This window comes from Aquabacterium sp., from assembly GCF_050725395.1.
GTDB lineage: Bacteria > Pseudomonadota > Gammaproteobacteria > Burkholderiales > Burkholderiaceae_C > Aquabacterium.
The window spans coordinates 88,326-101,016 of sequence record NZ_JBOHHL010000011.1 but is presented as its reverse complement, the minus strand read 5'-3'; the positions used below and the strand labels follow the sequence as shown (position 1 = coordinate 101,016).

The 12,691-nt window shown below is 65.8% G+C and carries 13 protein-coding genes; 6 read left to right on the top strand and 7 right to left on the bottom strand.

From position 1 onward, the window contains the following. Positions 1–6 precede the first annotated feature (6 nt). The 3 genes from nuoN to ACREB4_RS09505 are packed head-to-tail and all read left to right on the top strand — an operon-like array spanning position 7 to position 2,392. On the top strand, positions 7–1,488 hold the full coding sequence (gene nuoN / locus ACREB4_RS09515) for an NADH-quinone oxidoreductase subunit NuoN (protein WP_431587975.1): 1,482 nt from the start codon (positions 7–9) through the stop codon (positions 1,486–1,488). A gap of 6 nt (positions 1,489–1,494) precedes the next feature. Beyond that, on the top strand, positions 1,495–1,809 hold the full coding sequence (locus ACREB4_RS09510) for a DUF2818 family protein (protein ID WP_431587974.1): 315 nt from the start codon (positions 1,495–1,497) through the stop codon (positions 1,807–1,809). 4 nt (positions 1,810–1,813) lie between these two features. Continuing rightward, positions 1,814–2,392, top strand: coding sequence for an NUDIX domain-containing protein (locus tag ACREB4_RS09505; RefSeq protein WP_431587973.1), 579 nt, complete (start codon positions 1,814–1,816; stop codon positions 2,390–2,392). Positions 2,393–2,417: 25 nt separating this feature from the next. Here ACREB4_RS09505 and ACREB4_RS09500 read toward each other — a convergent pair whose 3' ends face one another. Further along, a complete protein-coding gene (locus ACREB4_RS09500; RefSeq protein WP_431587972.1) occupies positions 2,418–3,896 on the bottom strand; it encodes an FAD-binding oxidoreductase in 1,479 nt (492 codons plus the stop codon). 23 nt (positions 3,897–3,919) lie between these two features. After that, positions 3,920–4,354, bottom strand: coding sequence for a DUF2069 domain-containing protein (locus ACREB4_RS09495; RefSeq protein WP_431587971.1), 435 nt, complete (start codon positions 4,352–4,354; stop codon positions 3,920–3,922). Between the two features lie 62 nt (positions 4,355–4,416). Between ACREB4_RS09495 and ACREB4_RS09490 the strand changes: the two genes are divergently transcribed. The 3 genes from ACREB4_RS09490 (at position 4,417) to aroC (ending at position 7,545) form a co-directional block, all read left to right on the top strand. Continuing rightward, a complete protein-coding gene (locus ACREB4_RS09490) occupies positions 4,417–5,658 on the top strand; it encodes a YihY family inner membrane protein (protein ID WP_431587970.1) in 1,242 nt (413 codons plus the stop codon). Positions 5,659–5,859: 201 nt separating this feature from the next. Continuing rightward, on the top strand, positions 5,860–6,327 hold the full coding sequence (locus ACREB4_RS09485; RefSeq protein ID WP_431587969.1) for a CBS domain-containing protein: 468 nt from the start codon (positions 5,860–5,862) through the stop codon (positions 6,325–6,327). A 120-nt stretch (positions 6,328–6,447) separates the two neighbouring features. Next, entirely contained in the window at positions 6,448–7,545 is a 1,098-nt protein-coding gene (aroC, locus tag ACREB4_RS09480) for a chorismate synthase (RefSeq protein ID WP_431587968.1), read from the top strand. A 21-nt stretch (positions 7,546–7,566) separates the two neighbouring features. On the opposite strand, the gene gloA is transcribed toward aroC, so the two are convergent. The 5 genes from gloA to ACREB4_RS09455 are packed head-to-tail and all read right to left on the bottom strand — an operon-like array spanning position 7,567 to position 12,635. Further along, positions 7,567–7,974 (bottom strand): lactoylglutathione lyase, encoded by a 408-nt coding sequence (gene gloA / locus ACREB4_RS09475; protein ID WP_431587967.1) that lies wholly within the window; start codon positions 7,972–7,974, stop codon positions 7,567–7,569. Between the two features lie 2 nt (positions 7,975–7,976). Then, complete coding sequence (locus ACREB4_RS09470; RefSeq protein WP_431587966.1) at positions 7,977–9,818, bottom strand: chorismate-binding protein; 1,842 nt, start codon at positions 9,816–9,818, stop codon at positions 7,977–7,979. A 19-nt stretch (positions 9,819–9,837) separates the two neighbouring features. Further along, positions 9,838–10,338 (bottom strand): disulfide bond formation protein B, encoded by a 501-nt coding sequence (locus ACREB4_RS09465; RefSeq protein ID WP_431587965.1) that lies wholly within the window; start codon positions 10,336–10,338, stop codon positions 9,838–9,840. A 3-nt stretch (positions 10,339–10,341) separates the two neighbouring features. Beyond that, a complete protein-coding gene (locus ACREB4_RS09460) occupies positions 10,342–10,797 on the bottom strand; it encodes a RidA family protein (protein ID WP_431587964.1) in 456 nt (151 codons plus the stop codon). Between the two features lie 56 nt (positions 10,798–10,853). After that, positions 10,854–12,635 carry an ABC transporter ATP-binding protein/permease gene (locus ACREB4_RS09455; RefSeq protein ID WP_431587963.1) on the bottom strand — a complete coding sequence of 594 codons (1,782 nt, stop codon included), beginning with the start codon at positions 12,633–12,635 and terminating at the stop codon, positions 10,854–10,856. Positions 12,636–12,691: the final 56 nt, after the last annotated feature.

Below are 12,691 nucleotides of genomic sequence, written 5' to 3'. Positions count from 1 at the left end.
AACAACATGACACAACTCAATTGGCTCGTGGTCGCCCCCGAGATCCTGTTGCTGGCCATGGCCTGCGTGGTCGCGCTGGTGGACCTGTTCGTGACGCACCCGCGCCGCCTGCCGACCTACATCCTGACCATGGTGTCGCTGGCCGCGGTGGCCGGCTTGCACCTCGGTGCGCTGGACGCCAGCACCTCCAGCTACGCCATGCAGCGCATGGTCGTGACCGACCCCATGGGCCACCTGCTGGCCCTGTGCGCCACGCTGGCCGTGATGGCCAGCCTGGTCTACGCGCAGACCTATGCCGGTGCACGCGACATCCTCAAGGGCGAGCTGTTCACCCTGAGCATGTTCGCGCTGCTGGGCATCTCGATCATGATCATCGGCAACAACTTCCTGACCATCTACCTGGGTCTGGAGTTGATGTCGCTGTCGTCGTACGCGCTGGTGGCCTTGCGCCGTGACCATTCGCAATCGACCGAAGCCGCCATGAAGTACTTCGTGCTGGGCGCTCTGGCCAGCGGCTTCCTGCTGTACGGCCTGTCGATGATGTACGGTGCCACGGGCTCGCTCGACCTGGGCGAGGTCTACAAGGCCACGCTGTCCGGCCAGATCAACAAGCAGGTGCTGACCTTCGGCCTGGTGTTCATCGTGTCGGGCCTGGCCTTCAAGTTGGGGGTCGTGCCTTTCCACATGTGGATCCCCGACGTGTACCAGGGCGCCCCCACGGCGGCCACCCTGATGGTGGCCGGTGCGCCCAAGCTGGCGGCCTTCGCGATCACCATCCGCCTGCTGGTGGAAGGCCTGATCAACACCGCCACCGACTGGCAGCAGATGCTGATGATCCTGGCCGTGGCCTCAATGGCATTGGGCAACCTGGCGGCCATCGCGCAGACCAACCTCAAGCGCATGCTGGCCTATTCCGGCATTGCGCAGCTGGGCTTCATGCTGCTGGGTTTCGTGCCCAGCGTGGTGTCGGGCAACACGGTGTCGGCCAGCAATGGCTATGGTTCGGCCTTGTTCTACGTGCTGACCTATGTGCTGACCACCCTGGGCACCTTCGGCATCATCATGTTCCTCTCCCGGCCCAACTTCGAAGCCGAGCAGGTGTCCGACCTGGCGGGCTTGAACAAGCGCAGCCCGCAGATGGCCGCGGTGATGGCGATCTTCATGTTCTCGCTGGCCGGCCTGCCGCCCACCGTGGGTTTCTACGCCAAGTTGGCGGTGCTGCAGTCGCTGGTGACCACCAGTTCTGCCTTGCACCTGCAACTGGCCGTGGCCGCCGTGATGCTGTCGCTGGTGGGCGCTTTCTACTACCTGCGCATCGTCAAAGTCATGTACTTCGACGAGCCCACGGACACCGCGCCGGTCACGGCCAGTGGTGAGGCCCGCGCCTTGCTGTCGGCCAACGCCGTGGCGGTGCTGGCCTTGGGCATCCTGCCGGGCGGCCTGATGGCGCTGTGCGCGCGGGCCATCACGCAGTCCCTGGCGGGCTGATCGCGCATGGGTGGTCTGATCCCCTTCTGGGCGGTGACCACCATGCTGTTGGTGGCCATGCTGGCCGCCAACGCGCCATTCCTGAACAACCGCCTGTTCCTGCTCGGGCCCAGGCGGGTGCCCAAATCACTGGTCTGGCGCCTGCTGGAGTTGCTGGTGTACGCCGGCCTCGTGTTCGCGCTGGGGCGTGCCCTGGAAGGGCAGTTGGGGCAGAACAGCCCACAGCGTTGGGAGTTCTACGCCGTGGGCTTGCTCACCTTCCTGACCCTGGCTTTTCCTGGCTTCGTGTGGCGCTACTTGCGCCGCAACGCCGTGCGCTGACCCGATGAAGAACGACGAGCACCTGCGCGAAGAAACCATCGAGTCGAAGCAGGTCTACCAAGGCCACTTCATCGACCTGCGGCGCGACCGTGTCCGCCTGCCCAATGGCCGGGAAGCCGGTCGCGAATACGTGGTCCACCCCGGGGCCGTGATGATCGTGGCCCTGCTGCCCGATGGCCAGCTGGTGATGGAGCGGCAGTACCGCTATCCCGTGCGCCAGACCATGATCGAGTTTCCCGCGGGCAAACTGGACGCGGGCGAGGGAGGCCTGGCCTGCGCCCAACGCGAGCTCCTGGAAGAAACCGGCTACCGGGCCACGCGCTGGGCCAAGGCCGGCATCATGCACCCCGTCATCGGCTATGCCACCGAGGTCATCGAGATCTGGTTCGCCGACGGCCTGACCCTGGGTGAACGTCACCTCGACGATGGCGAGTTTCTGGACGTGTTCACGACCACGGCCGAGGAGCTCGACCAGTGGATGCAGCAGGGCCTGCTGACCGATGCCAAGACCATCGTCGGCATGATGTGGCTCAAACAATGGCGGGCAGGGGCCTGGCCCCTGGATTGGCAGCCCGTCGCCTGAGGTCCGCGGCAGGCCTGTCCGTCTGTCAGAGGTCCTGATCCGAGTTGATCAAGCGGCCGGGGTTCATCAGGTTCAAAGGGTCCAGCGCCCGCTTGATCGACCGCATCATGCCCATCGCCACCCCAGATTTACGCCGAGCCAGCTCGTCGCGCTTGAGCTGACCAATGCCATGTTCAGCCGACAGCGTGCCCCCCAGTTGCAAGGCGGTGTCGTAGATCAAGCGGTTGACCGCGGCCTCATGCTCGGCCACGAATGTGGTGGAGGGCATGCCGGGCGGACCCTGAACGTTGTAGTGCAAGTTGCCATCGCCGAGGTGCCCGAAGCACACAACGCGACTGCCCGGAAAGGCCTGCGCCAGTTGCGCTTGCGTGGTGCGGACGAAGGCCGGTATGGCGGAGGTGGGCACGGCGATGTCGTGTTTGACCATGAGCCCTTCCTGGCGTTCGGCCACGGGAATGGCTTCGCGCAAGGCCCACATCGCCCGGGACTGCGTGTTGTTCTGGGCGACCGTGGCGTCCAACACCACGCCCGTGGCCACGGCCTGGCCCAGCAAGGCTTCCAGGGCCTCTCTGGCCACGGTGTCCGAGGCAGGGTGGGCCGTGTCGATCAGAACGGTCCAAGGCGGGGCATCCTGGCCGCTGGCCGCATCGCTGACCAATGGGGCCATGGCACGGGCTTGTTCGGGCAGGTATTGCCGCACCAAGGCGATGGGCCAGGCGTGCATGACCTCGAAGCCGGTCAGGCCGGCATCCAAGGTGGCGCGGGCACCTTGCAGCAGGTCGACGCAGGCCTCCAGGCTGGGGCAGGTGGCCAGGGCGGTGACCTGACCCACGGGCTGGGGAAACAGGCGCAAGGTGGCGGCGGTGATGACGCCCAAGGTGCCTTCGCTGCCGATGAACAGGTCGCGCAGGTCGTAGCCGCTGTTGTCCTTGCGCAGGGCGCTCAGGCCATCCCAGACCTCGCCCTGGGCGGTGACCACTTCCAGGCCCAGGCACAGTTCGCGGGCCGTGCCATAACGCAGCACCTGCGTCCCGCCAGCATTGGTGGCCAGATTGCCACCGATGGTGCACGAGCCCTCGGACGCCAGGCTCAGCGGAAACAGCAGGCCGGCTTGCGCCGCCGCTGCCTGCACCTGGGCGAGTGTGCAGCCGGCCTGAACCGTCATCGACAGGTTGGCGGTGTCCACGGCCACGACCTCGTTCAGGCGCTCCAGCTTGAGCAGCAACTGCTGCCCACTGGCATCGGGGATGGATCCGCCGACCAGGCTGGTGTTGCCGCCTTGGGGTACCAGGCTGACACCATGGTTGGCGCACAGCCGGACCACGGCGGCCACTTGCCCCGTGTCGCGCGGGCGGGCGATCGCCAGTGGCTGGCCCACATAGCGCCCTCGCCAGTCGCGCAGACACGGCGCCAGGTCGGCCAAGTCGCCGCTGGCGGGCGTGGTCATGCCGTCGTCGCCCAGGCATTGGCGCAAGGCGTTCAGGAATTCTTGTTCATTCGGCATGCCTTGCCCCTTGGCGGATGACGCTAGGTCGTGGTGGCGGGAAGCTTTGCTTTGCCCGCCTTCAGCCGCAAGCGCACGTAGACCGCGCAGGCGGTGAACAAGGCGAGACTCAAAAGCACCTCGATGCCGGCCAGCACTTGGCTGAGGCCGGTGTCGCTGGTGGCCCGCATGGCCCCTTCGGTGAAGTAAAGCCAGACCAGCAAGGACAACCACCGGAAGGTGTACAGGCGGTGTTTGACCAGGCCGGTGAGCCCGAAGACCAGCGGCAGGACTTTGAAGGCGAGCATGCCCGTGCCACCTTTGAGCGGGGCCAGTTGCAGTTCCCACAGCAAACCAAGCGCGATGAGCCCCACCAGCGAGCTGAACGCGATCCACCGCACCAGGTGGATGGCGCGCAGCCGCGAGGCGGGGTGCTGGCCCGGGGCCAGGTTCGGCAAGGAAGCGGTGTGGTCGGGCATCAATTGGAGGCGTGTCGGCGGTGTGGGCGCCCGGGGGGCACCATGGCTGGCATCATAGCCAGATGATTTCGAAATTGACCGCGTGGTCGACTGCCCGTGAGCGCTGGTCGGCCCTGATCGTGACCCTGAAGCAGTGGCCCTGGGCGCAGACCCTGGTGACACTGCGTCAGCGCTTCCGCGAAGACCGCCTGGGCGTGACCGCTGGCAGCCTGACCTTCACCACCACCATCGCCCTGGTGCCCCTGTTCACCGTGATGCTGGCCCTGTTCAGCGCCTTCCCGGTGTTCGCCCGTTTCCGCAAGACCCTTGAGCTGCAATTCATCCAGGGTTTCGTGCCGGATGCCATCGCCAAGCCGGTGCTGCTCTCGCTGACCAAGTTCGCCCTGAAGGCCAGTCAATTGGGCGGCATGGGCTTGATCGCCTTGGCCGTCACGGCCCTCGCGCTGATGCTGACCATCGACCGCACGCTCAATGCCATCTGGCGGGTGCGCACGCCCCGGCCGGTGGCCCAGAAAATCCTGGTGTACTGGTCGGCGCTCACCCTGGGCCCACTGGTGCTCGGCGCCAGCCTGTCGGTGACCTCGTACCTGCTGTCGGCCTCGCGGGGCCTGGTGGACGAGCTGCCCGGCGGCGTCGAGTTCTTCCTGGGTCTGATCGTGTTCGGCCTGCAGACCAGCGGTTTTGCCGCGCTGTTCCGCTTCGTGCCCAACACCCATGTGCGCTGGGAACACGCCTGGGGCGGCGCACTGTTCGTGTCGGGCGCCCTGGAAATGGGCCAGAAGGTGCTGGCCCTGTACCTCAGCAAAGTGCCGATCTACTCCACCATTTACGGGGCGTTCGCGGCCGTGCCCATCTTCCTGGTCTGGATCTACCTGAGCTGGGTGATCGTGTTGATGGGGGCGGTGATCGCGGCTTACACGCCCAGCCTGCTCTCGCAGGTCAAACGCTGGCCTGACACGCCAGGACACCGGTTCCAACTGGGCCTGGCGTTGCTCAAGGCGCTTGATGCGGTGCAGCATGAGCCACAAAAAGGGTATTCGTCCGAAGGGCTGGCCGCCCTGTTGCGCACCGACCCATTGCAGATCGAACCCATCCTCGAAACCCTGGTCGAGCTGGACTGGGTGGCGCGGCTGGACGAGCCTGAGGCGGAAGGCGGAGGCCGTTTTGTGCTCTTGTGTGACGCAGACCAGACGTCGATGGCTCCCTTGGTGGGGCGCCTGCTGCTCAAGCCCGATGGTTTCACGGACGGCTTCTGGAACGCGGCCAGACTGGACGAGTTGACCCTGCGACAATCGCTGGGCTGATCCGCCGTGGTGCATCTCAGGGTGAACCCCAGCCAGGCAGCGACCAGATGGGCATTCGGTCATGGTTTGGGCTTCAAAAGCCTTGAATTTGCGCGGGTTTGCGCCGCACGACCCATTGGCGTTTGCTTCGTATTGCGGCAATATGACAACGACAGTGTCAGAAGCACTTGTGCAACCCCCCGGAGCCAGAGGAGACAGGCCATGAAAGTCAGTGACATCCTGCGAGTCAAAGGCAGCACGCTCTACACCGTACAACCCGAACAGCTTTTGTCCGAGGCCGTCAACACCATGGCGCAGTTCGACATCGGGTCCCTCGTGGTGATGGACCACGGTGATGTGGTGGGCATGCTCACCTTCCGCGAGGTGATCCAGGCGGTGGTGCGCAATGGTGGCGTCATTGGCGACACACGCGTGCGTTCGGTCATGGACGACCATCCCTTGACCTGCACCCCCGACACCGAGATCGATGAAGTCCGCCGCATGATGCTCAGCCGCCATGCGCGCTACATGCCGGTCATGACGCAAAAAACCCTCATGGGCGTGATGTCGTTCTACGACGTGGCCAAGGCCGTGGTCGACAGCCAGGATTTCGAGAACCGCATGCTCAAGGCCTACATCCGCGACTGGCCGGTCGAAGAAGAAAACGGCGAGCGCCAAGCGCTGCTCTGAGCCTGCTTTTTCTCGCGGAAGCCCTGTGGCTTCCAACCAAAGCGCCCGGCTCTGTCCGGGCGTTGTCGTCATGGGGGACAATGGCGGTCTCGCGTCTTTCGCAATTACCTGGTTCGCGCAATGGCTGGCAGCACCCTTGGACTTCTGTTTTCGGTCACCAATTTTGGTGAGTCTCACGGCCCCGCCATCGGTTGTGTGATCGATGGTTGCCCTCCGGGCATGACCCTGTCCGAGGCCGACATCCAGCCCGAACTGGACCGCCGCCGTCCCGGCACTTCCCGCCACGTCACCCAGCGCAATGAACCCGACGCGGTCGAGATCCTGTCCGGTGTCTACGAGGGCAAGACCACTGGCGCGCCCATCGCCCTGCTGATCCGCAACACCGACCAGCGCAGCAAGGACTACGGCAACATCCTGCAGACCTTCCGCCCCGGCCATGCCGACTACACCTACTGGCACAAATACGGCCTGCGCGACCCCCGTGGCGGTGGCCGTTCGTCCGCCCGCCTGACCGCGCCCATGGTGGCGGCCGGCGCCGTGGCCAAGAAGTGGCTGCGCGAGCAGTACGGCACCGAGTTCCGCGGTTGCATGACCCAGCTCGGCCATGTGCCTATCGCCTTCGAAGGCTGGGAGCACGTGCACCAGAACCCCTTCTTCGCGCCCAACACCAGCCAGATCCAGGCGCTGGAAGACTACATGGACGCGCTGCGCAAAGAAGGTGACTCGTGCGGCGCGCGCCTGACGGTCGAGGCCACCAATGTGCCGGTCGGCCTGGGCGCCCCCCTGTTCGACAAGCTGGACGCCGACATCGCCTACGCCATGATGGGCATCAACGCCGTTAAAGGCGTCGAGATCGGTGATGGCTTCGGCGTCGTGGCCCAGAAGGGCAGCGAGCATGGCGATGAACTGACGCCAGAGGGCTTTGGCTCGAACCACGCTGGTGGCGTGCTGGGCGGCATCTCCACGGGCCAGGATCTGCGCGTTTCAATCGCCATCAAGCCAACCAGTTCGATCCGCGTGCCGCGCCAGTCCATCGACCTGCAAGGCCAGCCCGCCACGGTCGAAACCTTTGGCCGCCACGATCCCTGCGTGGGCATCCGCGCCACCCCGATCGCCGAGGCCATGCTGGCCTTGGTGCTGATCGACCACGCCCTGATGCACCGCGCCCAGTGTGGCGATGTGGTCGTCGACACGCCGCAGATTCCGGCGCAGCGCTGATTCAGCGGCGAGGCTGCGTCGTCAGAGCTTCGACCGTGAATCGATCAACTCGATCTTGTAGCCATCAGGATCGGTGATGAAGGCGATCACCGTGTTGCCGCCTTTGACGGGGCCCGGCTCGCGCGTGATGGCCCCACCCAGGGCCACGGCCTTGTCGCGCACCGCTTGGCACGTGGCCATGATGTCGTCGACGCCGATGGCGATGTGGCCGTAGGCCGTGCCCAGCTCGTATTGCCCGACCCCGTAGTTGTAGGTCAGCTCCAGTTCGGCCTGCTCGGGGTTGCCACGGCCAAAGCCCAGAAAGGACAGGCTGTATTGCTGGTCGGGCCGGTCGGTGGTGCGCAGCAGGGTCATGCCCAGCACCTGGGTGTAAAAATCAATCGAGCGCTGCAGGTTGGTGACCCGCAGCATGGTGTGCAGAAAGCGCATGTTCAATCTCCGGCGGTGGGTTCGTCTTGGGGGGCGAGGCGCGCGTCCAGCCAGCCGCGCACGCTGTTGATCAGGGCCAGGCCCTCGGCATGGTGCCTGAGCTCGTCCAAGGTGATCGTGCGCTCGCGCAGGCGGCCTTCGGTCAACAGGGTCTGGCGCATCACGCCGGGCAGCAGACCGGCCGACAGGGGCGGGGTGAACCATTCACCCGCCAGCTTCACGGCCACATTGCCGATGGTGAACTCGGTGAGTTCGCCTTGTGCATTCCACAGCAGGGTGTCGAAGCAGCCAGCGGGTGCGTGGAAAGGCGCATAGGCGCCGCGCTGGGTGGTCTTGTGCGCGATGAATTCGTCGGCCGGCGGCATGGCTTGCTTGGCCAGGGCCACGGTGATGGGCGGGTTGCTGGCCGTCACTGGCGCGGCTTCGCACGTGACCAGGCCTCGGGCATCGACCAGCAGGCGCAGCTTGTGAAGGCCTTGCGGACACGCCAGGGCTTGCCGCTGCAAGGCGTTCCGGGCGGCACCGATGTCCAGCGGAAAGCCGAAGTGCCGGGCGGTGCCGGCCAGCCGTTGCAGGTGGGCGTCCATCCGCGGAATGCTGCCTTCTTCCAGGCGCAGTGATTCCAGCAGCTCAAAGGGCTGGGCGGCGCGCTTCAGGAAGGCTTGCTTGTGGCGCCATTCCTGGGCCTCGGCCTCGGGGGTGGCGTCCAGGGTGATGCCGCTGCCAATGCCGCAGCGGGCCTCCCATGCCGCGTGACCGGGCTTGAGCACCACGGTGCGGATGGGCACGTTGAACGTCACCTCGCCACCCGGTGCCATCAGGCCGACAGCGCCGCAGTACACGCCACGGGGCGCGCCTTCCAGCGCGGCGATGTGGTGCATGGCGCGGCGCTTGGGCGCCCCGGTGACCGAGCCGCATGGGAACAGCGCGGCGAACACCTCAGACAAGCGAAGCCCATCCCGCGTGCGCGCCTGCACGGTCGAGGTCATCTGCCACACGGTGGGCAAGGCCTGCACGTCGAACAGCGATGGCACCTGCACCGAGCCGAGTTGCGCGATGCGCGACAGGTCGTTGCGCAGCAGGTCGACGATCATCAGGTTTTCGGCACGCTCCTTGTCGCTGGTCTGCAGGTGCAGGGCGGCGGCATGGTCGGCCTCGGGTGTGGCGCCGCGCGCGGCAGTGCCTTTCATGGGACGGGTGGTGATCTGCTCACCCTGCCAGTGGAAGAACAGCTCGGGCGACATGCTCAGCACATGGCTGGGGCAGTTGCTGAGCGAGGTGTCAGGCGCTGGCCGTGAGGCCATGTCCAGGTAAGCCGCGTAGCCATCCGGCTGGCTGCGGTGCAGGGCATGGAAGTAGTCCAGGGCGGTGTCGGGCGCCTGCGGCTGCAACTCGCTGCGCAGCGGCGTGGTCAGGTTGATCTGGTAGACCTCACCGGCGCGGATCAACTCGCGGATGCACTCGACCTGGGCGGTGAAGTCCTGGGCATTCAAGCCGGATCGCCAGGGTGTGGTCTGCCATGTGCTCGGTGGCGTGTTGTCGGGCCAGGGCCAGGCCTGGTCGAACACGGCGAACATGGCCAGTGGCTGGCCGGGTTCGGCCTGGTGAACGGGCAGGTGGTCGTCGAAAGCGGGGGCAGCCTCGTAAGCCACCCAGCCCACGCACCAGCGGCCTCTCAGGGCCTCCCCGTGGGCCGCGTCGATGGTGCTGCGCACCTGGCCCGGTTCGGTCGCCACCAGCCACGTCAAGGGCTGGCTGAAACCGAGGCGTTGCCGCCCGCCTTGCGGGGCGGGAAAGTCGATCAGCGCCACTGGTGGTGGCAATGGCGCCAGGCGGGTGTTCATGCGGGACGCAAAAACAGGGTCAGCCGCGCGCGCGCCATGCGGACCACAGGCCCGCCAGGGCCAGCAGCACGAAGAGCGCCAGGCTCCAGAACTCGAAGGGCACGCCGACCAATGTCGATGCGGCATCGGCGCACGAGGCCCGCACTTCGAAAGCCGCGGGCAAGGCCGTGTCAAGGTGGATGCTGGACACGATGCGGTCGGCCAAGGTCAAATTGCAGGACGCGGTCTTGGCGGCCACGAAATGCTGGTACCAGGCCGATGCCACGCCCGAGGCGGCCGCAGGCACGATCAACAAGGCGGTCAGCACGGTGACCACGCGCCCACCGATGAGCGCACCCAGGCCCGCCAGGAGGGCGATCAACAGGAAGAGCACGCGTTGCAGGATGCACCAAGGGCAGGGCTGCATGTCCAGCTTGTATTGGGCGAACAGGGCGAAGCCCACGGCCGACAGGCAGGCCAGGGCCACCAGGGCCAGCACTTGCCGGACGGGGGCTGGAGGACGGCGTGTGCGTGCGTTCATGGGTCAGGCCACTTCGGCGATGAGTTCGATCTCGACGCAGGCGCCCAGCGGGATCTGCGCCACGCCGAAAGCGCTGCGGGCATGCCGGCCGGGTTCGCCGAAGACTTGGGCGATCAGCTCCGAGCAGCCGTTGGTGACCAGGTGGTGTTCCGTGAAGTCAGGGCTGCTGTTGACCAGGCTCATGACCTTGACGATGCGCACGACCTGGTCGAGCCCGCCCGCGGCCACCTGCAAGGTGCCCAGCAGGTCGATGGCCACGGCGCGCGCGGCCTGCTGGCCCTCGGCGGTGGTCATGGTCTTGCCCAATTGGCCGACCCAGACCTGGCCATCTTTCTTGGCGATGTGACCCGACAGGAACACGAGCTTGCCCGTGCGCGCGAAAGGCAGGTAGGACGCGGCGGGCACGGCCACCGGAGGCAGCGTGATTCCCAGTTCGTTGAGGCGGTCTTGGATGGACATGGTGGCGAGGAAAGTTCGGTCGAGGGATTGGCCGTGATCCTACACCGCCGACCATGTCATGCCATGCCGAAAGTCCATTGGCCCCCAGGCTGCAGGACCAGCTTGTGCGAGTGGAAACCATCCAGTGTGCTGCGGTGCCCCACGCTCACCAGCATGCAGTGCGGCAACTCGTGGCGCAGCAGTTCGTACATGGCGTGTTCCAGTCCTTCGTCCATCGCGGAGGTCGCTTCGTCCAGGAAAGCGATGCGCGGCCGGTTCAGCAGGACCCGCGCAAACGCCAGGCGCTGCTGCTCGCCCAGCGACAGGATGTTGGACCAGTCGGCCGGCATGTCCAAACGGTCTTGCAGGTGGCCCAACTGCACCTTCACCAAAGCCGTGTGGATGGCGGCGTCGTCCAGCACCAGCGAGGGGTAGCTCAGGGCGCTGCGCAGGTTGCCCAGCGGCAGGTAAGGTCGTTGCGACAGGAACAGTGCCGAGGTGTCCATCGGGCGGGACACCGCGCCTTGCGCGTGCGGCCACAGTCCCGCCAGCGTGCGCAGCAAGGTCGTCTTGCCGCTGCCCGAGGCCCCCTTGATCAGCATGGTCTGCCCTGGCTTCAAGGTGAGGTCGATGCCGCGTGCCAGCGCCTGGCCATCGGGCCGCGTCACCACCACGTTCTCGATCACCAGGGCGTCATCGTGTGGCTTGAGCTGGATGCTGGGCAGGGCCCGAGCCTGTGCATTGGCATCCATGAAACCGGTGAGGCGGTCGAGGGCCGCACGGTATTGCGCGAAGCCGTCGTAAGACATGCGGAAGAAGGACAGGGCATCTTGCACCTGGCCAAAGGCCTGCGAGGTTTGCATGACGTCACCCAGCTTGATGGCGCCGCTGAAAAAACGTGGCGCCTGCAGGATGAAAGGAAACACCACTGCCAGTTGGTTGATCGCGAGGTTGAAACCATCGAACTTCAAGCCCCGGAACAGCAGGGCCCAGACATTGGCGATCACGGCCTCGAAGCGGTTCATCAGTGTCGTGCGCTCCACGTGCTCACCCTGGTAGAACGCGATGTTCTCGGCGTTCTCGCGCAGGCGCATCAGGGCGTAGCGGAAGTTGGCGTTCAAGCGCTCGGCCATGAAGTTCAGGCCGATCAAGGGCCGGCCCAGCTTGAAGGCGATCGCGGTGGCGATGAGCACGTAGACGTAGACCAGGAACACCATCGCCCGGGGCACTTCGATGCCCATGACGGCCAGGGCGCCCGACAGTCCCCACAGCATGCCGGTGAAGGTCACCAGCGACACCACGGCATCGGCGGTGCCGATGGACAAGGTGCGCGACGAGGTGACGAAGGTCGCGATGTCCAGCTGGATGCGCTGGTCGGGGTTGTCGACGGGCTCTTTCAGGAAGTGGTCACGGTAGTAGGCATCGCCCTCCAGCCAGTCCTTGGTCAGGCGGTCGTTCAACCAGGTCCGCCAGCCGATGTCGAAGACCTGGCTGACGTAAGCCGTGAGCAGCGCCCGGAGCACATGCACGGTGCCGAGCACCCCGAACACGCCCAGGAAGAACCAGAAGGCGGTCTGGTTCAGCTCTTGCAGCGCGCTGTAGAAGCCGTTGTACCAAAGCGAGAACAGCACGTTCATGCGCACCGAGAACATCGCCAGGAACAGGATGAAGGCCAGCGTCAGCGTGGGCTTCCAGCTGCGGCGTGGCGTGAGGTAAGGCCAGCCCAGGCGCAGAAACTGCCGTCCCCATCGGGTGCTGCGCGTGACGATGAAACCCACCGCGATGAAACCCACGCTCGTGAGGGCGAATGCCTGGACCAGCCAGATCAGGCTGGCGGCCAGCTCTTTACTCCAATCCACTTCGGTCTCCTTGAAGGGCTGTCGGGCGGGACAGCGCCATGCGCCAGGATTGTGCG

What these genes read in the sequence shown, in the direction of transcription:
- nuoN (WP_431587975.1), top strand. Translation starts at nt 7, where the DNA reads ATGACACAACTCAATTGGCTCGTGGTCGCCCCCGAGATCCTGTTGCTG.
- ACREB4_RS09510 (WP_431587974.1), top strand. Translation starts at nt 1,495, where the DNA reads ATGGGTGGTCTGATCCCCTTCTGGGCGGTGACCACCATGCTGTTGGTG.
- ACREB4_RS09505 (WP_431587973.1), top strand. Translation starts at nt 1,814, where the DNA reads ATGAAGAACGACGAGCACCTGCGCGAAGAAACCATCGAGTCGAAGCAG.
- ACREB4_RS09500 (WP_431587972.1), bottom strand. Translation starts at nt 3,896, where the DNA reads ATGCCGAATGAACAAGAATTCCTGAACGCCTTGCGCCAATGCCTGGGC.
- ACREB4_RS09495 (WP_431587971.1), bottom strand. Translation starts at nt 4,354, where the DNA reads ATGCCCGACCACACCGCTTCCTTGCCGAACCTGGCCCCGGGCCAGCAC.
- ACREB4_RS09490 (WP_431587970.1), top strand. Translation starts at nt 4,417, where the DNA reads ATGATTTCGAAATTGACCGCGTGGTCGACTGCCCGTGAGCGCTGGTCG.
- ACREB4_RS09485 (WP_431587969.1), top strand. Translation starts at nt 5,860, where the DNA reads ATGAAAGTCAGTGACATCCTGCGAGTCAAAGGCAGCACGCTCTACACC.
- aroC (WP_431587968.1), top strand. Translation starts at nt 6,448, where the DNA reads ATGGCTGGCAGCACCCTTGGACTTCTGTTTTCGGTCACCAATTTTGGT.
- gloA (WP_431587967.1), bottom strand. Translation starts at nt 7,974, where the DNA reads ATGCGCTTTCTGCACACCATGCTGCGGGTCACCAACCTGCAGCGCTCG.
- ACREB4_RS09470 (WP_431587966.1), bottom strand. Translation starts at nt 9,818, where the DNA reads ATGAACACCCGCCTGGCGCCATTGCCACCACCAGTGGCGCTGATCGAC.
- ACREB4_RS09465 (WP_431587965.1), bottom strand. Translation starts at nt 10,338, where the DNA reads ATGAACGCACGCACACGCCGTCCTCCAGCCCCCGTCCGGCAAGTGCTG.
- ACREB4_RS09460 (WP_431587964.1), bottom strand. Translation starts at nt 10,797, where the DNA reads ATGTCCATCCAAGACCGCCTCAACGAACTGGGAATCACGCTGCCTCCG.